This is a genomic window from Aciditerrimonas ferrireducens, assembly GCF_023130475.1.
GTDB lineage: Bacteria > Actinomycetota > Acidimicrobiia > Acidimicrobiales > UBA8190 > Aciditerrimonas > Aciditerrimonas ferrireducens.
In genome coordinates this window covers 109,626-130,490 of the sequence record NZ_JAKHEX010000001.1, presented here as the reverse complement: position 1 = coordinate 130,490, position 20,865 = coordinate 109,626, and the positions used below count along the sequence as shown (strand labels likewise).

17 protein-coding genes and 2 pseudogenes are annotated in these 20,865 nt (G+C 73.2%); 7 read left to right on the top strand and 12 right to left on the bottom strand.

Annotated features, from left to right (window positions below; translation table 11 throughout):
* Positions 1-137: 137 nt before the first annotated feature.
* On the bottom strand, positions 138-776 hold the full coding sequence (locus tag Acit_RS00625; protein WP_248105000.1) for a hypothetical protein: 639 nt from the start codon (positions 774-776) through the stop codon (positions 138-140).
* A gap of 474 nt (positions 777-1,250) precedes the next feature.
* On the opposite strand from Acit_RS00625, the gene Acit_RS00620 reads away from it, so the two are divergent.
* The 4 genes from Acit_RS00620 (at position 1,251) to Acit_RS00605 (ending at position 5,601) form a co-directional block, all read left to right on the top strand.
* The gene (locus Acit_RS00620; RefSeq protein ID WP_248105302.1) at positions 1,251-2,612 is read left to right on the top strand and encodes an extracellular solute-binding protein; all 1,362 of its coding nucleotides are present in this window, start codon (positions 1,251-1,253) and stop codon (positions 2,610-2,612) included.
* Positions 2,602-3,504, top strand: a complete 903-nt coding sequence (locus tag Acit_RS00615; protein ID WP_248104999.1) for a carbohydrate ABC transporter permease — start codon at positions 2,602-2,604, stop codon at positions 3,502-3,504. The genes Acit_RS00620 and Acit_RS00615 overlap by 11 nt, the downstream gene beginning before the upstream one ends.
* Positions 3,505-3,557: 53 nt before the next feature.
* Positions 3,558-4,358, top strand: a complete 801-nt coding sequence (locus Acit_RS00610; protein WP_248104998.1) for an ABC transporter permease subunit — start codon at positions 3,558-3,560, stop codon at positions 4,356-4,358.
* A gap of 61 nt (positions 4,359-4,419) precedes the next feature.
* Positions 4,420-5,601 (top strand): ABC transporter ATP-binding protein, encoded by a 1,182-nt coding sequence (locus tag Acit_RS00605; RefSeq protein ID WP_312708884.1) that lies wholly within the window; start codon positions 4,420-4,422, stop codon positions 5,599-5,601.
* Between the two features lie 15 nt (positions 5,602-5,616).
* Here the strand turns inward: Acit_RS00605 and Acit_RS00600 are convergent, their stop codons facing one another.
* From Acit_RS00600 to pgi, 5 genes and pseudogenes are all read right to left on the bottom strand, one after another.
* Positions 5,617-7,347 carry an AMP-binding protein gene (locus Acit_RS00600; RefSeq protein WP_248104997.1) on the bottom strand — a complete coding sequence of 577 codons (1,731 nt, stop codon included), beginning with the start codon at positions 7,345-7,347 and terminating at the stop codon, positions 5,617-5,619.
* A complete protein-coding gene (locus Acit_RS00595; protein ID WP_248104996.1) occupies positions 7,344-8,513 on the bottom strand; it encodes a ferritin-like domain-containing protein in 1,170 nt (389 codons plus the stop codon). Before Acit_RS00595 ends, Acit_RS00600 begins: the two co-directional genes overlap by 4 nt.
* Before the next feature lie 126 nt (positions 8,514-8,639).
* Positions 8,640-9,614 (bottom strand): SGNH/GDSL hydrolase family protein, encoded by a 975-nt coding sequence (locus Acit_RS00590; RefSeq protein ID WP_248104995.1) that lies wholly within the window; start codon positions 9,612-9,614, stop codon positions 8,640-8,642.
* 77 nt (positions 9,615-9,691) lie between these two features.
* Entirely contained in the window at positions 9,692-10,348 is a 657-nt protein-coding gene (pgl, locus tag Acit_RS00585; RefSeq protein WP_376745989.1) for a 6-phosphogluconolactonase, read from the bottom strand.
* A gap of 75 nt (positions 10,349-10,423) precedes the next feature.
* Positions 10,424-12,017 (bottom strand): annotated as a pseudogene (pgi, locus tag Acit_RS00580) (glucose-6-phosphate isomerase); the annotation flags it as partial.
* A 201-nt stretch (positions 12,018-12,218) separates the two neighbouring features.
* Here pgi and Acit_RS00575 point away from each other — a divergent pair.
* A complete protein-coding gene (locus Acit_RS00575) occupies positions 12,219-12,614 on the top strand; it encodes a metal-sensitive transcriptional regulator (protein ID WP_248104994.1) in 396 nt (131 codons plus the stop codon).
* A 31-nt stretch (positions 12,615-12,645) separates the two neighbouring features.
* Here the strand turns inward: Acit_RS00575 and Acit_RS13345 are convergent, their stop codons facing one another.
* The 6 genes and pseudogenes from Acit_RS13345 to Acit_RS00545 all read right to left on the bottom strand — a co-directional run bounded on the left by Acit_RS13345 (position 12,646) and on the right by Acit_RS00545 (position 19,258).
* Positions 12,646-14,304: an MMPL family transporter gene (locus tag Acit_RS13345; protein ID WP_312708881.1), complete on the bottom strand. Its 1,659-nt coding sequence runs from the start codon at positions 14,302-14,304 to the stop codon at positions 12,646-12,648.
* Positions 14,305-14,386: 82 nt separating this feature from the next.
* Positions 14,387-14,800 (bottom strand): annotated as a pseudogene (locus Acit_RS13780) (MMPL family transporter); the annotation flags it as partial.
* Positions 14,801-14,904: 104 nt separating this feature from the next.
* Positions 14,905-15,669: a TetR/AcrR family transcriptional regulator gene (locus tag Acit_RS00560; protein WP_248104993.1), complete on the bottom strand. Its 765-nt coding sequence runs from the start codon at positions 15,667-15,669 to the stop codon at positions 14,905-14,907.
* Between the two features lie 63 nt (positions 15,670-15,732).
* Positions 15,733-16,920: a site-2 protease family protein gene (locus Acit_RS00555; protein ID WP_248104992.1), complete on the bottom strand. Its 1,188-nt coding sequence runs from the start codon at positions 16,918-16,920 to the stop codon at positions 15,733-15,735.
* Positions 16,921-17,079: 159 nt separating this feature from the next.
* On the bottom strand, positions 17,080-18,579 hold the full coding sequence (zwf, locus tag Acit_RS00550; protein WP_248104991.1) for a glucose-6-phosphate dehydrogenase: 1,500 nt from the start codon (positions 18,577-18,579) through the stop codon (positions 17,080-17,082).
* Positions 18,580-18,592: 13 nt separating this feature from the next.
* Entirely contained in the window at positions 18,593-19,258 is a 666-nt protein-coding gene (locus Acit_RS00545; RefSeq protein WP_248104990.1) for a GtrA family protein, read from the bottom strand.
* A gap of 95 nt (positions 19,259-19,353) precedes the next feature.
* Between Acit_RS00545 and Acit_RS00540 the strand changes: the two genes are divergently transcribed.
* Positions 19,354-19,974, top strand: a complete 621-nt coding sequence (locus tag Acit_RS00540) for a glycerol-3-phosphate acyltransferase (protein WP_248104989.1) — start codon at positions 19,354-19,356, stop codon at positions 19,972-19,974.
* Between the two features lie 10 nt (positions 19,975-19,984).
* On the top strand, positions 19,985-20,824 hold the full coding sequence (locus Acit_RS00535; protein ID WP_248104988.1) for a DegV family protein: 840 nt from the start codon (positions 19,985-19,987) through the stop codon (positions 20,822-20,824).
* The last annotated feature ends 41 nt before the right edge of the window (positions 20,825-20,865 follow it).

Sequence of the window (20,865 nt, the reverse complement as noted above, 5' to 3'; positions counted from 1 at the left end):
ACTGCAGACAACAGTTGACGACATTACCTGGCATTGCGCCGTGTCGTTATTAGATCCTGCAGCAAAAGCTGGAATCTGAAACACAGCTTGAAACGCTGCTGCGATCGAAATTAAGGCAAGCCACCTTCGCGCCCAAGTCAACACCTAGACACCTTTTTTGTTATTCCCGAATATATCTTCCAAGAATTGTCTATTCTTCGAAGTGTCCATTTTCCGATGCCGTAGCCTGCACCTCCGTCCAAGGCGCTCGGCCCTGGCGATCCATTACTGGTCGTTGTGCCACTGTCGTAGATGCAGCTCTCGACGACGGCACTGTTGCCATCCAACGAGACGACTGTCGGGTGGCCTAACCGGTCGATCTTTGCGCCGTTGAGTCGATCGAGTTTGATCTCGGCTACTGCAGTCTCAACGGTATCCAAAACAGGTCCCGTGAAGTACCGAGGCAGCGCAGGGAAGACCTCCGCGATGGGGGTCCCGGCGACGAGCCGCTGGCGGATGGTCGGCCAGGGCTCCCGGTCGTAGCGGTAGACGGTTTGCTCGGCGGTGCGCCAGGCTTGGAGGATCTGGCGCTTTTCGGCTGCCAGTCGACCCGACGTCCCACTGCCGCCGCACGCCGCCACCGAGATGGCCACGAGTGCGAGGACGAAGGTGGGAACGAGGGAACGGGCGGCTCCGCCATATGCCGCCCTCCCTCGCCATGGTCGGCCCCGAACGGCCGGCCCTCTGGGCCGTGCCGCCGGGCACGACGGTTCCCGCCACCATCGTTGCACGATCAACCTCCGCCGTGGTTGGTCCCCCGCGATCCACCGGGCGACGGCCCGGGCGGGGACCCCTTGACTCTGGCACAAAGCGATCGCCCTGTCGAGACCTTTCTCCGTTTTCGGCAACCACTCGAGGCCGCGTCGGATCGAGATCGATGCGACGTCAACGACCCGAAAGGAGCTCGACCCGGATGGGCACGGTCGACCGGTCCGCCTGACGGGGCCCGAGCTGACCCACCCGACCGCCCTCACGGGTGCTCCGCCCGACCGACTGGACCAGCCCCCGGGAGCGCTCCTCGTCACAAAGCCGCTACCCCGATTTCACCTCCTGTCCGCTTACGGGTCGCGGAGCGTTCACCTGACCTCGGTAGGTTGCGGCGGCACTCGGCTCCAACGTGCGCCGTTGAGCATTGGAGCCTTCCAGAGGAAGGGGATGTCGTGGGGATCAAGGACGCGTTGCGTTCATTTCGGAGCAGGAAGTGGTTGGGGATGGCGGCGGCCTTGACGGCGATGGCGCTCTTGGGGACGGCGTGCGGCTCGTCGAGCTCGTCCGCCGCTGCCCACGGATCGAGCAGCGCGGCCCCGAGCAGCCAGAAGGGGCCGGTCACCATCACCTTCTGGAGCGCCATGAGCGGCGCCCTGGGCCAGACCCTGGGGCACCTGGTGGACGAGTTCAACGCCTCGCAGGACCACTACAAGGTGGACCTGGTCTACCGGGGCACCTACCCCGAGGTCCTCTCGGATACCATCGCCGCCTTCAAGGCTCATAACGCCCCGAACATCGCCCAGATCTTCGACGCCGGCACGGCCACGGTCATGGACTCCACCGGGGTCTACGTGCCGGTCCACAGCCTCATGAAGGAGTACGGCTACCAGTTCAGCACCTCGGACTTCATCGGCGGGGCGGCCAGCTACTACGAGACCGCCGCGGACCAGCTGGACTCCGAACCCTTCAACAGCTCGACCCCGGTGCTCTACTACAACAAGACCGAGCTCCAGCAGGCCGGGATCAGCTCGCCGCCGACCACCTGGTCGCAGGTGGCGACCGACGCCGCCCAGCTGGCCGCCCACGGGGTCGGCTGCGCCCTGACCTCCTCGGGGGCCTACGTCATGTGGACCGACATGGAGCAGTACGCCGTGTGGAACGACGTGCCCTACGCCACCGAGGACAACGGCTACCAGGGCATCAAGGGCGTGAAGCTCGAGCTGGACACCGCGCCGTTCATCGACCACTGGAACCTCCTCGGCCAGCTGGCCCAGAAGGGCGAGTACCGCTGGGAGGGGCTCAGCACCTCGACCGTGCCCCTGTTCACCAGCGGCACCTGCGCCATGTACGAGCAGAGTTCGGCTGACCTCACCACCATCCTGAGTGGGGCGAAGTTCCCGGTTGGCGTGACCGAGCTGCCCTACGACAGCTCCCTGCCCGGCGCCCCCCAGAACACGGTGGTCGGCGGGGCCTCCCTCTGGGTCCTGGCCGGCGCGCCGAAGGACACCTACGCCGCGGACGCCGCCTTCTTGCACTTCATGATGTCGCCCCAGGCACAGGACTACTGGGCGGAGAACACCGGCTACGTGCCGGTCACGAAGGCGGCGGCCGCCCAGCTCCAGTCCCAGGGCTTCTACGCCACCCACCCGGCCGACGAGGTGGCGGTGAAGGAGCTGACGAACAAGCCGCCCACACCGGAGACCCGGGGCATCCGCCTGGGCTACCTGCCCGAGATCCGGGACGCCGAGGCCTCGGCGATCGCCGAGATCCTCTCGGGCAAGGAGACCGCCGCCCAGGCCCTCGCCCAGGCGCAGGCCCAGGGCGACAAGATCCTCGCCGAGTTCGCCGCGCAGTATGGCAGCTAGGCGTCGGGCAGCCACCCGGGGGACCTTTCCCGGGTGGCTGCTCCCCCTTGCCCTCATCCTCCCGGAGCTCGTCGTCGTCGGCCTCTTCTTCCTCTACCCTGCGGCACGGGTGGTCGAGGACTCGGTGACCGCCTCGAACGCCTTCGGCCTGTCCTCCCGGTTCGTCGGCCTGGCCAACTTCCGGGCCCTCTTCAGCGGCGGCGACGAGCTCCACTCCCTTGAGGTCACCGCCCTGTTCGTCGGGGTCACGACCCTGGTGGCCATGGCCCTCGGGCTCTTCTTGGCGGTCCAGGTCGAGCAGCTCGGCCGCAGCCGGGTGCTCTTCCGTACCCTGTTCGTCTGGCCCTACGCGGTCCCGGCGGCCATCGGGGGCACCCTCTGGCTGTTCCTCTTTGAGCCGGGCATCGGCCCCGGCGCCCGGCTCCTCGCCGACCTGGGGGTGCGCTGGAACTTCGCCCTCCACGGGCCGCAGGCCATGGTGCTCGTCATGGCCATCTTCGTCTGGCAGCAGGTCGGCTACAACCTGCTCTTCTACCTCGCAGCTCTCCAGGGCGTGCCGAGCGAGTTCCAGGAGGCGGCCCAGGTGGACGGGGCGGGCAAGCTCCGGACCTTTTGGCGGGTGGTCTTCCCCCTGCTCGGCCCCACCACCTTCTTCCTCCTCGTCATGGACCTCCTCGCCGGCCTCTTCGGCAGCTTCGCCGTCGTGGACCTCGTCACCCAGGGCGGCCCCGCCGGGGCCACGAGCTTCCTCGTCTACCAGCTCTACCGAGACGGGTTCGTGAACAGCAACGCCAACCTGGCCGCGGCCGAGACCATCGTGCTGCTCGTCATCGCCGGGGTGCTCACCGTCTTCCAGTTCCGGTTCCTGAACCGCCGGGTGCACTACCGATGAGGCCGACCCGCGGCGCGACCTCCACCCTCGGGCGCGGCGCCCGCCTCGGTGCGGTGACGCTGCTCGCCCTGCTGTTCCTCGTGCCCCTCTACGTGGCGGTGGTGGCGGCCACCCACCCAGCCAGCGCGTTCCTGCGGGGCGTGCCGGTCCTGCCCGGCGGGGATCTGCTGGCTAACGGCCGCCAGGTGCTGGTCCGGGGCCTGCCGGGCACCCCGTCGGTGCCCCGCATGCTGCTCAACTCGGCCCTCATGGCCGCGAGCGTCACCCTCGGCAAGCTGCTCATCGCCGTGCCGGCCGCCTTCGCCATCGGCTTCTTCCGGTTCCCCGGGCGGCGGCTGGTCTTCTGGCTGATCTTTGTGACCCTCATGCTGCCCATCGAGGTCACCTTCTTCCCCACCTACCAGGTCAGCGTCCAGCTCGGCCTGTTCAACAACTTCGGCGGGCTCGTGGTGCCCCTCTTGGCCTCGGCCACCGCCGTGTTCTTGTTCCGCCAGGTCTTCGCCGCCTTCCCCCTCGACCTGGTCGACGCGGCCCGGCTCGACGGCGCCGGGCCCCTGCGGTTCCTCGCCGAGGTCGCCCTGCCCATGGCCCGGCCCACCCTGGCAGCCGTCGCGGTCATCGAGTTCGTCTACGGCTGGAACCAGTACCTCTGGCCCCTGGTGATCACCAGCTCACCGAGCAACGCCACCATCGTCATGGGGATCCGCGAGCAGATCGCGGCGGCGGAGAGCTTCGCCGTTCCCCAGTGGAACCTCGTCATGCTCGTGGCCCTCTTGGCCCTCATCCCGCCGGTGGTCGTCGTGGTGGCCATGCAGCGCTGGTTCGTCCGCGGCCTGGTGTTCCAAGCCCGGTGAGCCCGACCCGACCCGACCGGGGCCCCCGGCCCTCGTCACCCCGAGCGACCGGAAGGAGGTGGTGGACCCCGTGCCAGCGATCGCCATGGAGGGCCTGACCAAGGTCTACCCCACAGGCCAGCGGGCCCTCGACGCCTTGGACCTTGAGGTGAAAGAAGGCGAGTTCCTCGTCCTCGTCGGCCCCTCGGGATGCGGCAAGACGACCGCCTTGCGCCTGGTGGCCGGCCTCGAGGAGCCCACCGGCGGCGTCCTGCGGATCGGCGACCGGGACGTCACCCACCTGCCCCCCAAGGACCGGGACGTGGCCATGGTCTTCCAGCACTACGCCCTCTACCCCCACATGACGATCGAGGCCAACATGGCCTTCCCCCTGCGGACCCGCCGCCTGCCCAAGGCGGCCGTCCGGGCCAAGGTGCTCGAGGTGGCCCGCCTGCTCGACCTGGAGCCGGTCCTCGGGCGCAAGCCGGCCCAGCTCTCGGGCGGCCAGCGTCAGCGGGTGGCCATGGGCCGGGCCATCGTCCGGGAACCGGCAGTCTTCCTCATGGACGAGCCCCTCTCGAACCTCGACGCGAAGCTCCGGGTCCAGATGCGCGCCGAGCTCCTCCGGCTCCAGCGGCGCCTCGGCACCGCCACCCTCTACGTCACCCACGACCAGGTCGAGGCCATGACCATGGGGGACCGGGTGGCGGTCCTGCGGGGCGGCGTCCTCCAGCAGTGCGACACCCCCCACGCCCTCTACCAGCGCCCCGCCAACCTCTTCGTGGCTGGCTTCCTCGGCACCCCGGCCATGAACCTCTTCCGGGCCCAGCTCGCCGAGGACGGCCAGCGCCTCCGGCTCGGCTCCCAGCAGCTCCCCCTGCCCCCCGAGGTCCTCGCCACCCGCCCGGCCCTCGCCCCCTACCGGGGCCGCACGGTGGCGGTCGGGATCCGCCCCGAACACCTGGCCCTCGGCGCCACCGGCGCCCCCGCCACCCTGCGGGCCGAGGTGGCCCTCGTCGAGGCCCTCGGCGCCGAGCAGCTGGTCCACTTCACCCTCGACGCCCCGGCCCAGCCGGTCGAGGACCGGGCCGGGCGCCCCGGGGAGGAGCCCGCCCCCCTGCGCCTGGAGCAGACGGGGGCCACGGGCACCGCCCGGGTCGGCCCCGACGAGGCGGTCCGGGTCGGCAGCACGGTCGAGTTCGGCCTCGACCCCGCCACCCTCCAGTTCTTCGACCCCGAGGGCGGCCAGGCCCTCTGGGCCTGAGGGCCCCTGGGCGCCTCAGGGCGAGGGCGGGCGCAGCGCCGGCTCGCCGGCCAGGCGCTCCTGGAGCTGCTGGCGGACGTGACGGCGGTAGAGCTTGCCGTTGTCCTGCCGGGGCAGGCGGGCCACGAGGAACACCCGCCGGGGACACTTGTAGTGGGCCAGCCTGGACCGGCAGAAGGCCACGACCTCCTCGGCCAGCTCGGCCGGCGCCTCGTAGGGCCCGGGGTCCCCGGCCCCGGCCCGGGCCGCCAGCTCGGCGGCCGCGGGGTGCTCGGGCCGCAGCTCCAGGACGCTCACGAGGACCTCCCCCCACTCCTCGTCGGGCAGGCCCACCGAGGCGGCGTCGGCCACCGCCGGGTGCTCCAGGAGGACCCCGTCGACCTCGGCCGGGTAGATGTTCACGCCCCCCGAGATCACCAGGTCGGCGGAACGGTCGGTCAGGAAGAGGTAGCCGTCCTCGTCGAGGTAGCCGACGTCGCCCAGGGTGAAGTAGTCGCCCCGGAACGCCCCCTGGGTCTTCTGCGGGTCCCCGTGGTACTGGAAGCGGGCCTGGGGCGGGGCGTAGACGTAGACCTGGCCGACGGTCCTCGGCGGGACCCGCCGGCCCTCCTCGTCGAGGATCACCACCCCGTCGGGCAGCACCGGCCGCCCGACGGTCCCGGGCCGGGCCAGCCAGGTGGTCGAGTCGACCAGGGTGCCGAACCCTTCGGTCGCCGCGTAGTACTCCCAGATGACCGGGCCGAGCCACTCGATCATGCGGCGCTTCACGTGCACCGGGCAGGGGGCGGCCCCGTGGAGGACGAAGCGCAGGGACCCGAGGTCGAAGGCCCGGCGCTCCTCCTCGGGGAGCTGGAGGAGCCGGTGGAACATGGTGGGGACCATGTGGGTGTGGGTCACCCGCTCGGCCTCGATCAGCTCCAGGGTCCGGCGGGGCTCGAAGCGCTCCATGAGCACCACCCCCACCCCGTAGGCGAAGGGGGCGGCCAGGGAGAACGCCAGGGGGGCGGCGTGGTAGAGGGGGCCGGTGCACAGGTGCAGGTCGCTGCCGTCGCTGCGGTAGCCGTAGAGGTTGGCGGTGACCGAGCCCTGGGCGGCGGGGGGCCGCTCCACCCCCTTGGGCCGGCCGGTGGTCCCCGAGGTGTAGAGCATGGTGCTGCCGGCCACCGGGTCCGCCAGGTCGCTGCCGTCCTCGGCGGCCAGGACCCCCTCGAGGTCGGCCAGGATCCCCTCGGCCACGGCTGGCCCGAGGTCCTCGGCCGAGAGCGTCCCGGCGGCCAGGGCCGCCTCGAGGCCGTCGCACCACACCCGCGGGGCCCGGCCGGTCCGGCGGGCAGCGGCCAGGGCCACGGGGAGCCGCTCGGGATCGGTAACCACCACCTGGGCCTCGCAGTCGCCCAGGATGTAGGCCACCTCCTCGGCCTGCAGGTGCCAGTTGATCGGGGTGAGCCGCAGGCCGGCCCGCTGGCTGGCGAAGACCGTGACGACGAAGGCCGGCCGGTTCCCGCACAGCAGGGCCAGGGCCGAGCCCGCGCCCAGGCCCTGCCGCCCGAGGGCCCGGGCCAGCTGGTTGGCCTGGGCGTTCAGCTCCCCGAAGCTCGAGCGCCCCTCCCGCCAGACGAGGGCGGTGCGCCCCGGGTCCTGGGCCGCCCAGTAGGCCAGCAGCATGCCCTCGGCTGCCGCCGCCTCCCGGGTCGGCCAGCGGCTCCCCTCGCCGGTCGCCTCCCGTGGTGCCGCCGGGCTGCTCACTGGCCCACCCCCTGACCCGTGCCCTGCTCGGCCAGCCAGGCGGTAGCCGTGTCGAGCTCCTCCACCTGGTCCAGCAGGCCGGCCTCGGCCCAGCGTTCCCGGAGCCAGCCGTCGTTCGCGTCCAGGAGACCCAGCTTCGCCACGTTCGGCACCAGCTTGGCGAAGAACGCCCGGCGGAACTGGGCGGCGGGGCTCAGCCCGGTCCGTTCGGTGGCCTCCCGCAGGCAGGGCAGGACGTCGGCCACCTCGATGCCGAGCCGCTCCCAGACCTCCGGGGTGGTGGCCCGGGCCCGGCTGTGCAAGGTGGCCTCCAGCAAGAACTCCTGGCGTTCCCGCAGCTCCTTCGCGCTCAGGCCGCCGTAGAGCTCGGCCAGGCTGAGGATCCCGAAGGCGACGTGGCGGGCCTCGTCGGCCATGATGTAGCGCAGCAGGCTCGCCATGAGCGGCTCCTGCACGGTCCGCCGCAGCTCCCCGAAGGCCGCAAGGGCCAGGCTCTCGATGACGATCTGCATGCCCAGGTAGGCGATGTCCCAGCGGCCGTCCGCCAGGAGATCGGTGATCTGGGCCTCGAGGAACGGGGTCATGGGGTAGGCCTGGCCGAGCTTCTCCTGCAGGTAGCGGGCGAAGACCTCGGTGTGGCGGGCCTCGTCCATGGCCTGGGTGGCGGCGTAGTACTTCGCGTCGATCCAGGGGACCGTCTCGACCAGCTTCGCCGCCACCAGCATGGCCCCCTGCTCCCCGTGCAGGAACTGGCTCAGGCGGGCGGTCAAGAGCTCGACCGCCAGGCGCCGGAACTCCCGCTCCCCCCAGCCGGCGAGCGGCGAACCGGGCAGCTGGGCGGCGACCCGGTAGACCGGGGGCAAGGCCGCGTCACCCATGGCCACCACCATGGCCTCGGGGTCCACCGGGGTCGACCAGTCCACGTCGGTCTCGGCGTTCCACTGGGCGCTCACCGCCTTGCTGGTCAAGGTGACCAGCTGGGGCCGCTCCCGTTCGTAGCGCCAGGTGAGCATCCGCGGGGCCTGGTCCTCCACCACCCGGACCTCCTCGGGCCGGGCGCCGCCCAAGAGGCCCGCCACCACCCCCGGGCCAGCCTCGGCCTGCGGGTCCCCGGTGCCTGGGCCCTCCGGTCCCGCTCCCGACCACGGCCTGCCTGCTGCTGTCATGGCGCCCCCTCCTTCGCTGTCCTGCCGGGCCCCGCCAGCCGCCTGGGTTGTGCCGCTCCGCCTACCCCCCGCCGGGGGCCCCCGGCCACCCGGGGGTCCAGCCCTGACCGCTCCTCTGGATCGTCCTCACAGGTGGACGGCCTCCTCGACTGCCTGGGCCAGCACCGACTGGCCAGCCGGGCTCGGGTGCACGCCGCAGCCCCCGCTGGAGAGCTGGGTCAACAGGCCAGCGGTGCACTCGTCGTCCTTCGAGTAGGTCGAGTCGGCGGCGAACAGCGCGTGCCCGTGGGCGATCTCCACGTCGTAGGGCTTGGCCCCGGCGTCCATGGCGCCGTTCAGGGCCGCCGTGGCAGCGTTGTCCAGCGGGTTGGCCGAGTCCAGCGAGTAGTAGTTCACGATCACGATCTGGCCCCGGTAGTGGGCCTCGTCCCGGATGTCCCGGAGGATGATTCCGACGTTCTTCGTGATCCGGGCCAGCACCGGGTCGAGCTCGCTCGGCGTCGTGCAGTGGTCCGGGGTGGTGTCCTGGCAGATGAAGCCGTCGTTCGCCCCGATGGCCAGGGTCACGAGCCGGGTGTCCCGGTGGGTCTTCAAGAAGTGCAGGGCGAAGGCCAGCTGGCTGCCCTGGTAGGCGACGTGCAGCGGGTAGAGGGTCCGGTAGCCGCCCGGCTCGACCTGGCCGGTCGAGCTCACGTGGTTCTCGCAGCCGTTGCTCTCCGCCGAGGCGTCGATGAAGCTCGAGCTGGTCTCCCCCGGGCAGGAGGCATTCGTCACCTTCAGGTGCAACGCGGCGGCCACGTCCTCGGGGTAGCCGACGAAGCTGGCGGCGTCCTGGTAGTTCGGGGCCGGCACCGTGGTCGGCTCCCGGTACCCGAAGGCCACCGAGTCCCCGAGGGCCAGGTAGTCGGTGCCCGGGAGGACCGCCAGGTCCCGCCCGTCCACACCGCTGGCCTGCGGGTCCCGGCCACGGCCGTGGCCGTGGCTGTCAGCCCCGGCCGTCCCCCCGAAGGCCACCCCGAGCCCCGTGCCGAGCGCCACCACCAGGACCGCCCCCACCCCGGCCAGCCACCGGCCGGTCCGCTTCCCCGTGCCCTTGCCCATCGAGCCCCCCTCTTCTCGCGCACCTGCTGCCTCGGCGGGCACCGCCCGATACCCCGGAACGCCAGCGTCGCCGAGGCTCAGCTCCCCGACGGGCCGGCCCCGGCGGCCGCCTGGTCGGCCAGGACCAGCTGCTCGCCCCCCCGGACCAGGCCTGCCGGGATGCCCTGGTCCCCGGCGAGCAGCCGGGCGAGCGCCGAGCGCTTCTCCTCGCCGCTCACCAGCCAGAGGATCGCTTCGCCCCGGGCGAGGGCCGGCCGGGTGAGGGTCATGCGGCGCTCCCCCTGGTAGGGGCCGCTCAGGGCCACCAGCTGCTCGCACTCCTCCACCACCGGGTCGCCGGGCACCAAGGAGGCCGTGTGGCCGTCGGCCCCGAGGCCGAGGTGGACGACGTCGAAGCGGGCTGGCAGGTCCCGGGCGTAGCGGCCGCAGGCCGCCGCCAGGTCGGGGGACTCCACCCCCATGGCCCGCAGCCGGACCCCGACCCGGCCGAGGATGGCCTCGAGGCGGGTCAGGTTACGGGTCTCGCTGCCGTAGGGGGCGATCCGCTCGTCGACCTGGAAGACCTCGACCCGCTCCCAGGCAAGGTCCAAAGCGGCCAACCGGGCCAGCATGGCCCAGGGGGTCCGGCCCCCGCTCAGGGCCAGCCGACAGCACCCCCGGGCCGCGAGGGCCGCCCGGATCCGCTCGGCGAGCCAGGAGGCGGCCGCCTCGGCCAGGGCCTCCTCGTCGGCCAGGACCTCGAGGCGCCGCTCCCCGCCCGCCGGCGTCGGCCAGCCCCCGGCCGGAACCGCCGGGGCGCCCCCCGGCCGGGCTTCACGGTGCTGCTGGTACCAGACGGCCAGGGCCCGGGTCGAGGGGTCGAGGGCCTCGAGGCCCCCCTGGTCGCCCTGCAAGGTGGGCACCAGCCGCTTGGCCAGGGCCTTGCCGAGCTCGACCCCCCACTGGTCGAAGGAGTCGATGCCCCAGATGCAGCCCTGCACGAAGACGCTGTGCTCGTAGAGGGCCACCAGGCTCCCAAGGGTCCGGGGGGTCAGCTCCTCGGCGAGCAGGACCGTGCTGGGCCGGTCCCCGGGCATGACCTTGTGGGGCACCAGGGCCTCCGGGGTGCCCTCGGCCCGCACCTCCTCGGCGCTCCGGCCGAAGGCCAGGGCCTCGGCCTGGGCCAGGAGGTTGGCCATCAAGGTGTCCTGCTGCTCCCCGACCGGGTCCAGGGACCGGGCGAAGCCGATGAGGTCCACCGGAACGAGTACCGTGCCCTGGTGGAGCAGCTGGTAGAAGCTGTGCTGGCCGTTGGTCCCCGGCTCCCCCCAGACCACCGGGCCGGTCCCCACGTCCACCGCCTCGCCCTCCAGGGTCACCCGCTTGCCGTTGGACTCCATGGTCAGCTGCTGCAGATAGGCCGGGAACCGCCGGAGGTACTGGCTGTAGGGCATGACCCCCATGGTCTGGCAGCCGAAGAAGTCCCGGTACCAGACCCAGAGCAGGCCGTGGAGGACCGGCAGGTTCTCCCGCAGGGGGGCCTCCTGGAAGTGCTCGTCCATGGCCCGGAACCCGGCCAACAGCTCGTCGAAACCCTCAGGGCCGATGGCCAGCATGGTCGAGAGCCCGATGGCCGAGTCCATCGAGTAGCGCCCGCCGACCCAGTCCCAGAAGCCGAACATGCGGGTCGGGTCGATCCCAAAGGCCCGGACCTCGGCCTCGTTGGTCGAGACCGCCACGAAGTGCTTCGCGACCGCCTCCTCCCCGAGCCGGTCGACCAGCCACTGGCGGGCCGCCCGGGCGTTCGTCAGGGTCTCGGTGGTGGTGAAGGTCTTCGAGGACACGATGAAGAGGGTCTCGGCCGGGTCCAGATCGGCGAGGGCCTGGGCCAGGTCCGTGGGCCCGACGCCGGTAGTGGGCGAGGGCCTCGGCCGCCATGGCCGGGCCGAGGTCCGAGCCGCCGATGCCGATGTTCACCACGTTCCGCACCGGCCGGCCCGTCGCCCCCCGCCAGCGGCCGCTTCGGACCTCCCGGGCGAAGGCCCGCATGCGCCCCAGGACCTCGTGCACCTGGGCCACCACGTCCACCCCGTCGACCACCAGCCGTCGCCCCTCGGGCATCCGCAGGGCCACGTGGAGCACCGCCCGGTCCTCCGAGACGTTCAGGTGCTCGCCCCGGAACATGGCGTCCCGCCGGCCGGTCACGTCCCGGGCCTCGGCCAGCTCGAGCAGCAGCCGCAGGGTCTCGTCCGTCACCCGGTGCTTCGACAGGTCGGCCCGCAGGCCCGCAGCCTCGAAGGTCAGTCGGCCGACCCGCCCGGGATCCTCGGCGAAGAGCTCCCGCAGGCTCCGCTCCGCCAGGTCCCGCTGGTGGGCGGCCAGGGCACGCCACGCCGGAAGGTCCAAGAGCCCGCTGCCTGCCATCGTCCTCTCCTTCGCTCGGCCTCTTCCGGTTCACCCTAGGGCGGCCCTCTCCCGACCGCCGAGTCGGTGACGACCGAGCGCTGTCGTCCGTACCCCCTCGGGTAGGGCCCGGCCCCGCCGCCGCCCTGGCCAGCCGCACTACGCTGGCGGGCAGCCCCGCAACTCGACGGGGCGGCCCACGGAACGACCCAGCGAGGCACCATGGCACCAGCACGCCGATCCGCACCGACGAAGCAGGCCCCGGCCAGCGCCCCGGCGAACCCCGTCGACGGCCACGCGCCAGGCAGCCCTGGGCCGAGCAGCACCGACGCGAACCCGGCCTCCCCGAGCCGGCTGCCCGACCCGGTGGTGAGCGAGGTCGTCGTTCGTCTCCGTCGGGCCGAGGGCCAGCTGCGCGCCGTGCAGCGCCTCCTCAGCGAGGGCGCCGACTGCCGAACGGTCCTCACCCAGCTGGCCGCGGCGAACCGGGCGGTGGAGCAGGCCGGCTTCCGCCTGGTGGCCGCCGGCCTGGCCTGGTGCAGCGAACACCCCGAGGACGCCGCGGCCGCCGGCTACTCGGTCGAGGACCTCGAGCGGCTCTTCACCCGCATCGCCTGAGCCCCGCCCCCGGCGGCCACCCTCACTTCCCTCACTTCCCTGGGCCGTCCCCGGCCACGGTCGTCGCCACCGTCCTGGCCGCCTCAGCGGGTCGGACCCGGTCCTCGTCGTCGGCGTGCCGGCCGAGCCGGGCCGGCCACCAGTTCCAGCGGCCCAGCAGAGCCACGGTCGAGGGGACGAGGAGGGTGCGGACGAAGAACGTGTCCATGAGGATGCCGATGGCCAGCCCGAAGCCGATGGCCCGGATCTGGCTGCCCCCCGGCCCCCCACCGCCGGCGATGGCGATCACCGCGAAGCTGCCGGCCAGGATGATGCCGGCGGAGGTGACCGTCGGCCCGGTCCGGCCGATGGCCTCGACCACGGCCTCCCGCAGGGAGTGCCGGTGGGCCTCCTCCCGGATCCGGGTCATGACCAGGATGTTGTAGTCCTCCCCCAGGGCCAGCAGGAAGATGAACATCAAGAACGGCAGGATGAAGGTGAGGCCCTTCTCGCCGCCGATGTCGATGAACGCCAGGGTCGAGACCCCGAGGGCCGCCAGGTAGGAGAGGACCACCGAGACGATCAGGTAGAGCGGCGCCACCAGGCTCCGCAGCACCAGGGCCAGCAGCACCCCGATGGCCACCACGGCCACCGGCACGATGTGCACCAGGTCGTGGTTCGAGGCCGAGCTCACGTCGTAGAGGGAGGCCGCCTCACCGGCCACGCCGTTCGCCGTGGCCCCCGATGCCCGAGCGGCGGCCGCCAGGGCGGCCCGCACCTTCGGGGTGGCGTCCATGGCCGCCGTGGTCTGCTGCCCCCCGGCCCGCAAGGAGGCCTCGAACTGCACCACCGTCCCTTCGGGGCTCACGAACAAGGCGGTGGCCCGGTAGGCGTCGTAGAGGGAGCGGGGCACCGACAGGCCCGAAGGTTCGAGGGTCGGCAGGGTCAGGGGGTTCCCCAGCTCGGTATGCAGCCGGGCGTAGGTCGAGGGGCCCATCGCCGTGCCGTTCGGGTCGAGGGGCCCGGCCAGGGTGGCGAAGAGCCCGGATCGCTCCAGGACCCTCTCGGCGCTGACCAGCCGCGCCGGGTCCTGCCAGATCGGCTCGGGGTACTGAAGGATCAAGTTGGCCGGGTTGGCCGAGGCGTGGGGGAAGTCGGCGGCCAGGATGGCGTTGCCGGCCGCGGCGTCGGACCCCTTCGGGGCGGAGACGGCCCCCCCGAAGCCGGCCGAGTGGTAGCCGAGGGCGGCCGAGGCCAGGCCGAGGAAGACCAGCACGCCGATGCCCAGGGTCAAGGCGGGCCGCTTCACCAGGCGACCGGCCACCCGCCCCCACCAGCCCCGGCGCTCCTCGGCCACCGGCACGGCCCGGCTCGGCCAGAAGGCCGCCCGACCGACGATGGCCAGGAGGGCCGGCAGGAGCGTCAGCCCGGCCAGCAGCATGACCCCCATGCCGACCGCCAGGGGCAGGCCCAGGTCCCGGTAGATGCCGAAGGTGGCCAGCAGGAGGCTCAACAAGGCCAGGATCACCGTCCCGGCCGAGGCCGAGATGGACTCGCCGACCCGCACCAGGGCGTGCTCGACCGCCTCCTTCGGACCCTGGCCGGACCGCAGCGCCTCTCGCACCCGGAAGACTAGGAACAGGCCGTAGTCGGTCCCCGCCCCGAGCAGCAGCACGATGAGCAGGATGTCGGTGATCTCCGAGATCTTCACCCCGTGGGCGCCAAGACCACCGAAGGACGATGACCAGCAGGAACGACAGGCCCTGGATCCGGTTGCCGGTCTTGTCCGAGCTCTTCTGGTTCGCCACGTTGGTCGCCACCGGCCCGGCCAGGTGGAACGAAAGGCCGTCGGTCGGCCCGGCCCGGGCGAAGGTGGCCTGGAGGTCGTCCACCACGCTCCGCTGGTCCTGCACGTCGCTCGGGGCGACCTTGGCGTCGACGAGGATCTCCGCCGCCTGGTCGTTCGGCGAGACCTTCGCCACCTGCACCTTCGTGACCTTCGGCACCGCTTTGGCCAGCGCCACTTCCCGGGCGATCGCCGCCTGATCGGCACTCGTCAAGGGCCGGCCGCTGGTCGAGGCCACCAGCAGGATCTGGCTCTGGGTCGTCGTCTGGCCCAGGAGGGGCGCCGCGAGATTCGCGGCCCGCTGGCTCGGGGCGTTCGCCGGCAGGAACTGGCTGTTGTCGTTGTTCACCTCGCTGGTCATCGACGGCAGCGTCTTCACCGCCACCACCGCCACCAGCACCCAGCCGGCCAGCACTAGCCAGCGGTACCGCACCACCGTGCGGGCCAACCGCTCGAAGAACCGGTTCATCGCTCCTTCGTCCTCGTCCTCGCCCCCCGGACCCCCCGACCCCTGGCCGTTTGCCGGTGACCGCCCCGGACGCGGGGCGCGCCGGACCCCTGGGACTCACCGACCAGAGCCGGCAGGCTGGCCAGGACCCGCCGGTAGCTCGCCCCCAGGTCCCCCGGGTCCCCGACGGCGTCGTCCAGGACCTCGTCGAGGACCACCCGGGCGGCCCCCATCGCCGTTCCGGCCGCCAGACGCCCGAGCGCCCGGGCTTCGGCACCCCCCCACCCGACGGGCAGCCGCTCGGCCACGGCCGCCGCTAGGGTCTCCTCCAAGGCGGCGAACGCCGCCAGCTGCCACGGAAGGAGCGTCCCCGGGTGCTCCCGGACCAGTCGGGCCTGGGCCCGCCAGAGGGCCAGCTGCTCGGGCCGGCTCCGCAGACCCTCGAGGCGCCCGGCGATGACCTCGCCGATGGCCCACAGCGCCGGTTCCTCGACCGGCCGGGACCGGACCTCAGCGGCGAGGGCCGCCGCCAGGGGCTCCCCCGGACCGACCAGCGCCTCCTCCTTGGCGCTGAAGTAGTTGAAGAACGTGCGCGGGGCGACCCCGGCCGCCTCGGCGATGGCTTCCACCGTGACCGCCGCCGGACCCTTCGCCAGGGCCAGCTCCAGGGCCGCCCGCCGCAGCGCCCGCCGGGTCGCCAACTTCTTGCGCTCCCGCAATCCCCGGGGGCCATCGCTGGGGGCGTCGGGGTCGACCTCCACGCCCTCCCACGCATCCTGCACGCCCTGCAGCCTTGCAGAAACTGTCACTTTGGGGCAAGGCGGGCCCCGGCCGGGCGGCCGGCCTCAGCGCCAGTTCCCGGCGACCGGCGCCGGCCCTTGGCTGGCCCGGTCGGCCGGCCCGGCGACCCACGGCGGGGTGGGAAACCGGCCGGCCAAGAGGGCCTCGAGGTCCCCGACCGAGAGCGCCCCGACCGGCCGGCCCTCCGCCAGGGCCACCGCCCAGTGCGTCTCCGGGGTCCAGCGCTGGAGCAGCTCGACGACCGGCTCGTCGGGCCGGGTGGTCACCACCGAGCGGGCCGGCCACGCCAGCTCCCGCAGCCGCACCTGGTCCCGCAGGGAGGGCGGCACGGCCAGCAACTGCCCCCCGGCCACCAGCCCCGACGGGTCGCCCTGCCAGTCGTGCAGCACGGCCACCGGCCAGCCCTCGGCCAAGGGCCCCTCTCGACAGGCGCTCTCCACCGTCCACCAGTCCGGCACCGTCGTCGGGGCCACCGGCGCCATGACCTGCCCGACCGTCCGATCCCCCACGGTGGCCAGCAGCACCCCCTGGCGACGCTCGGCGGTGGCCCCGGCACCGACGAACAGCCCCGTGGCCCCCAGCCAGAGTCCCTCGAGGTTGCCCAGCACGAGCAGCACCATGCCGACCGCCAGCGTGGCGTAGCCGACCACCTGGCCCACGGCGGTCGTCACCACCGTGGCCCGCAGCCGATCCCCGAAGAGCCGCCAGAGCCCGGCGTGCAGGACCCGCCCACCGTCCAGCGGGGAGATCGGCAAGGCGTTCAGCGCGGCCAGCAGCAGGTTCAACCCGCCCAGCCACGCCAGGCTCCCGGCGGCCAACCGGGGTGCCCCAAGCGCCTCCACGCCGGCTCCCAGGCCCAGCAGCACCCCACCGACCACCAGCGACACCAGGGGACCCACCCCCGAGAGGGCCAGCTCGCCCCCCGGCCGCTCCGGCTGGCCGTCGATCGAGGTGAAGCCCCCTAGCGCCCAGATCACCACGCCCTCGACCCGCAACCCTTGCCGACGGGCCACCACCGCATGACCCAGCTCGTGGGCCACGATGCCCGCCAGGAAGGCCAGGGTGACCCCGCAGGCCGCCACCCCGTACCACACCCCGGACAGGCCCGGCTCGATGCTCGGCAGGACCCGTTCCCCCAGGCCCACGCCGACCAGCACGGCGACCACCAGGACGCTCCAGTTGGCCCCCAGCCGAATACCTCGGATCCGCCCCAACCGGATGCTCTCGGTCATGACGCCGCTCTCCTTCCGCCGGCCGGGTCCGCCCAGCCAGCATCCCACGACGCCTTGGTCAACGTCGACCGCTCCCGGCCCCATTCCGGTCCCGCCGAGGTCCACAGGACCTCCACAGGAACCCGGCCGGCTCCCCGGCGTCGAGCGTGCGGTGCCGGCTCAGGCCGTCCCGCTGGTCCGGGGCTGGCGCCAGGGCCGCTCGAAGGGCAACCGCCACGTCCGCGGCGCGACCAGCCGACCGATCGACGAGGGGCCCCAGCTGCCCACCGGGTAGGGCTCGAGCGGTGGGGGCTGCTCCAGCAACGGCGCCGAGAGCTCCCAGAGCCGCTCGATGCCCTCGGCCGAAGCGAACAGCGTCCGGTCCCCCACCATGGCCTCCAGTACCAGCCGCTCGTAGGCCTCCAGCACGTCCCGCTGGTAGCCGGTCTCGTGCAGGGCGAACTGCAGGCTCAGCTTGTCCAGGGCCATGCCCCGGCCCGGCCGCTTCCCGTAGAACGACAGCGAGAGGCGAGCGTCGTCGTCCAGGTCGAAGGTCAAGTGGTCCGGCCCCCGCTCCCCGATCCCCGACCCCGCCGGGAACATGCTCTTCGGCGGCTCCCGGAAGGCGATCGAGATGATCCGGGCCCCCTCGGCCATGGCCTTGCCGGTCCGCAGGAAGAACGGCACCCCGGCCCACCGCCAGTTGTCCACCTCGCAGCGCAGCGCCACGAACGTCTCGGTCTGCGAGTCGGCGTCCACCCCCGCAATCGCTCGATACCCCTCGTACTGCCCCCGCACCACCTGCTTCGGGTCGATGGGCCGCAGCGACCGGAACACCTTCGTCCGCTCCTGGTCGATGCTCGGCGGGTCGAAGGCCACCGGCGGCTCCATGGCCACAAAAGCCAGGATCTGGAACAGGTGGGTCACCACCATGTCCCGGAACGCGCCCGTCTGGTCGTAGAACCCGGCCCGCTCGTCGACCGTCAGCGTCTCGGGCACGTCGATCTGCACATGGTCGATGTGGTGCCGGTTCCAGATCGGCTCGAAGAGCCCGTTGGCGAACCGGAACGCCAAGATGTTCAGCGCCGCTTCCTTGCCCAGGAAGTGGTCGATCCGGAACACCTGGGGCTCCTCGAACACCCGGTGCACCACCTCGTTCAGCGCCCGGGCCGAGGCCAGGTCGGTCCCGAAGGGCTTCTCCATGACGATCCGGGCCCGCTCCACCAGCTTGGCCTTGGCCAGCAGGTCCACCACCGCCGCCATGGCCTGCGGCGGGATGCTCAGGTAGTGCAGCAGCCGGGGCCAGCCCGGCAGCTCCTCTCGGGCCTTCCCCACCGCAGCCGCCAGGGCCTCAGGGCCTGCGCCCGTCGGCACGTAGCGCAGGCACCCCAAGAACGCTTGCCGGGCCTCCAGGGGCACCTCGGGCCGCCCGAACCGTTCGCACGCCGCCTGGGCAAGGGCCCGGAACCCGTCGTCCCCGAGGTCCTCCAGGGCCGTCCCTACCACCCGGCACGGCGGCAGCAGGCCCGCCGCCTGCAGGTGCAACAAGCCTGGCAGCAGCTTCCGTCGGGCCAGGTCCCCGGTGGCCCCGAAGAGCACCACCACGTGCGGCTCGGGCTCGACCGCCTCCACTCCGACCGTCGAGCGGGCCCGATCGGCCGGCCCTCCTGCCCCGGCCATCGCCCCTCGCTCCCTAGCGCCCGCCGACCGCCGCCTCGGCTGGCGGGTCCAGCTCCGAACCGACCCCCGTGTCCTCCAGGGCGCCTGGGAGCCGCAGCAGCCCGATCGGCTCGCCCACCACGGCCGGGCTCGCCGCCTCGAGCCCCGGCTCCATGCGCCCCTCGACCTCGAGCGCCCGCAACGCCGTCGCGACGCCCCGCCCGGCCCGCTGGTCCATCGCCTCGGCCACCCCCCGGAACATCCGGTCGAACAGCAGGTACTTCCCGACGAACACCCCGCTCCAGGCCACCAGGTTCGCCCCGTCCACGAGCGCCGTCGCCGCCAGCGCCGGCAGGTGGTGGCTGGTCGCCAACCGGCCGGCCAGGTCGGCCGTGCCCATCGAGATCGCGATCCCGAGCAGCGACAGCACCCAGTAGGGCACCACTTCTCGCCACGGGTCCGACCGCCCCGTCCGGCCCCACGTCCAGGTCCGGTTCAACCAGTAGCCCGGCACCGTGGCCACGATGTTCGCCAGCAGCGTGTCGGCCACCGCGTCCCACAGGTGCAGCACCCCGTAGCTCACCGACAGCACGGTGAACGAGATGACGGTCGTCACCACCGAACCCAGGCAGTAGCGAATCAGCTTCTGGCCGAGGGGACTCCGGGCGGCGCGCCACCACCAAGCAGGGCCGTAACGCATTTGCAACACCATAGCCCTCGGGGCGGCCGGCTCGCTGGTCGGCCCCGCACCGCGCCCCCGCCGGGTCGGCGCGGGGCCGTGGCACCCTGGGGCCCGTGGACCGCCGCGCCCTGCTCGTCCCCCCCGCCGCCTACCTCGCTGGCTCCCTCCCCATCAGCGGCCTCGCCGCCCGCCTCGCCGCTGGCGTCGACCTGCGCCGGGTCGGCACCGGCACCGTCTCTGGCACCGCCCTCTACCAGGTCGCCGGGTTCCGTCCCCTCGCCGTCGCCGGCTGCCTCGAGCTCGCCAAGGGGGCCCTCGGCCCCGCCCTGGCCGGGCCCCGTCGACCCGGCCTTGCGGCCGCTGCCCTCGCCCTGGCCCTCACCGGCCACAACTGGTCCCCCTGGCTCCGGGGCGCCGGTGGGCGCGGCGTCGCCCCAGCCCTCGGCGGCCTGCTCCTCGCCGCCCCCGAGGGGGCCGCCCTCCTCGCCGCCGGCCTCGGCCTCGGCCGCCTCCTCCGCCAGACCGGTCTCCTCGTCGGCCTCGCCGCCCTCGCCCTGCCCGCCTGGCTCGCCCGCCGCCGCGGTACCCCCGGGGTCCTCCTCGGCCTGGCCGTCGCCGGCCCCATGCTCGCCAAGCGCCTCGCCGGCAATCGGCCGCTCCCCCCTGGCCCCCACCTCCCGGCCCTCCTCCGGCGCCTCCTCCTCGACCAAGACCCCCCAGGACACGACCGCTAGCCTCCCCGCCGTGCCCGTGGCCGTCCTCAGCGACGCCGCCGCGGCCCTCCCCCCGGCCCTGGCGGAGGAGGCCGGCGTCGTCCAGGTGCCCTTCCAGATCGCCCTCGCCGACCGCACCGTCAACGAGGACCAGCTCCCCGACGGCTTCCTCGCCACCCAGCCCCCCGGCAGCATCCAGTCCGCCGCGCCCCCGCCCGGCGCCTACCTCTCGGCCCTCCAGGCCCACGCCGGGCCCGAGGGGGCGGTGGTCGTGACCGTCGCCAGCCGCTACTCGGCCTCCGCTCAGGCGGCCCACGCCGCGGCCACGCTCCTCCGCCCCACCCTCCCCGTGGTCGTCGTCGACTCCGGCACGGCCGCCGGCGCCCAGGCCCTCGTCGTCCTCGCCGCCGCCCGGGCGGCCCGAGCCGGCGCCGACCTCGAAGCCGTGGCCGTGGCCGCCCGCCGCGCCGCCACCCAAGTCCGCCTCGTCGCCCTCGTCGAACAGCTCGACTGGCTCCGGGCCTCGGGCCGCCTCCCCGCCCCGGTCGCCCGCCTCGGGCTGGCGGCCGGTGTGCTCCTCCTCTTCGAGCTCACCCCGGCCGGGCCCCGACCCCTCCGACCCCTCCGCTCCCGACCCCGGGCCCTCCGTGCCCTGGCCCGCCGGGTCCTCGCCGGCCGGCGCCCGGACCACGGACTCGAAGTCGTCGCTCTCCACGCCGAGCGCCCGAAGGACGCCGAAGCCGCCCTCGATCTCGTGGCGTCGGTCGTCCCCCCGACGACCGCGTTCCTGAGCGGCTTCGGGCCGGTCATGGTGGCCCACACCGGCCCCGGGGTCGTCGGCCTCGCCTGGCGTTGGGTGCCCCCCACCTGACCCGGGTGTGGGGATGGCCCGGCGAACCCACTTTCACAACA

Bases quoted from the DNA above. Each gene is read 5' to 3' on its own strand.
- Acit_RS00620 (WP_248105302.1), top strand. From the start codon at position 1,251: ATGGCGGCGGCCTTGACGGCGATGGCGCTCTTGGGGACGGCGTGCGGC.
- Acit_RS00615 (WP_248104999.1), top strand. From the start codon at position 2,602: ATGGCAGCTAGGCGTCGGGCAGCCACCCGGGGGACCTTTCCCGGGTGG.
- Acit_RS00595 (WP_248104996.1), bottom strand. From the start codon at position 8,513: ATGACAGCAGCAGGCAGGCCGTGGTCGGGAGCGGGACCGGAGGGCCCA.
- Acit_RS00590 (WP_248104995.1), bottom strand. From the start codon at position 9,614: ATGGGCAAGGGCACGGGGAAGCGGACCGGCCGGTGGCTGGCCGGGGTG.
- Acit_RS00575 (WP_248104994.1), top strand. From the start codon at position 12,219: ATGGCACCAGCACGCCGATCCGCACCGACGAAGCAGGCCCCGGCCAGC.
- Acit_RS00555 (WP_248104992.1), bottom strand. From the start codon at position 16,920: ATGACCGAGAGCATCCGGTTGGGGCGGATCCGAGGTATTCGGCTGGGG.
- zwf (WP_248104991.1), bottom strand. From the start codon at position 18,579: ATGGCCGGGGCAGGAGGGCCGGCCGATCGGGCCCGCTCGACGGTCGGA.
- Acit_RS00545 (WP_248104990.1), bottom strand. From the start codon at position 19,258: ATGCGTTACGGCCCTGCTTGGTGGTGGCGCGCCGCCCGGAGTCCCCTC.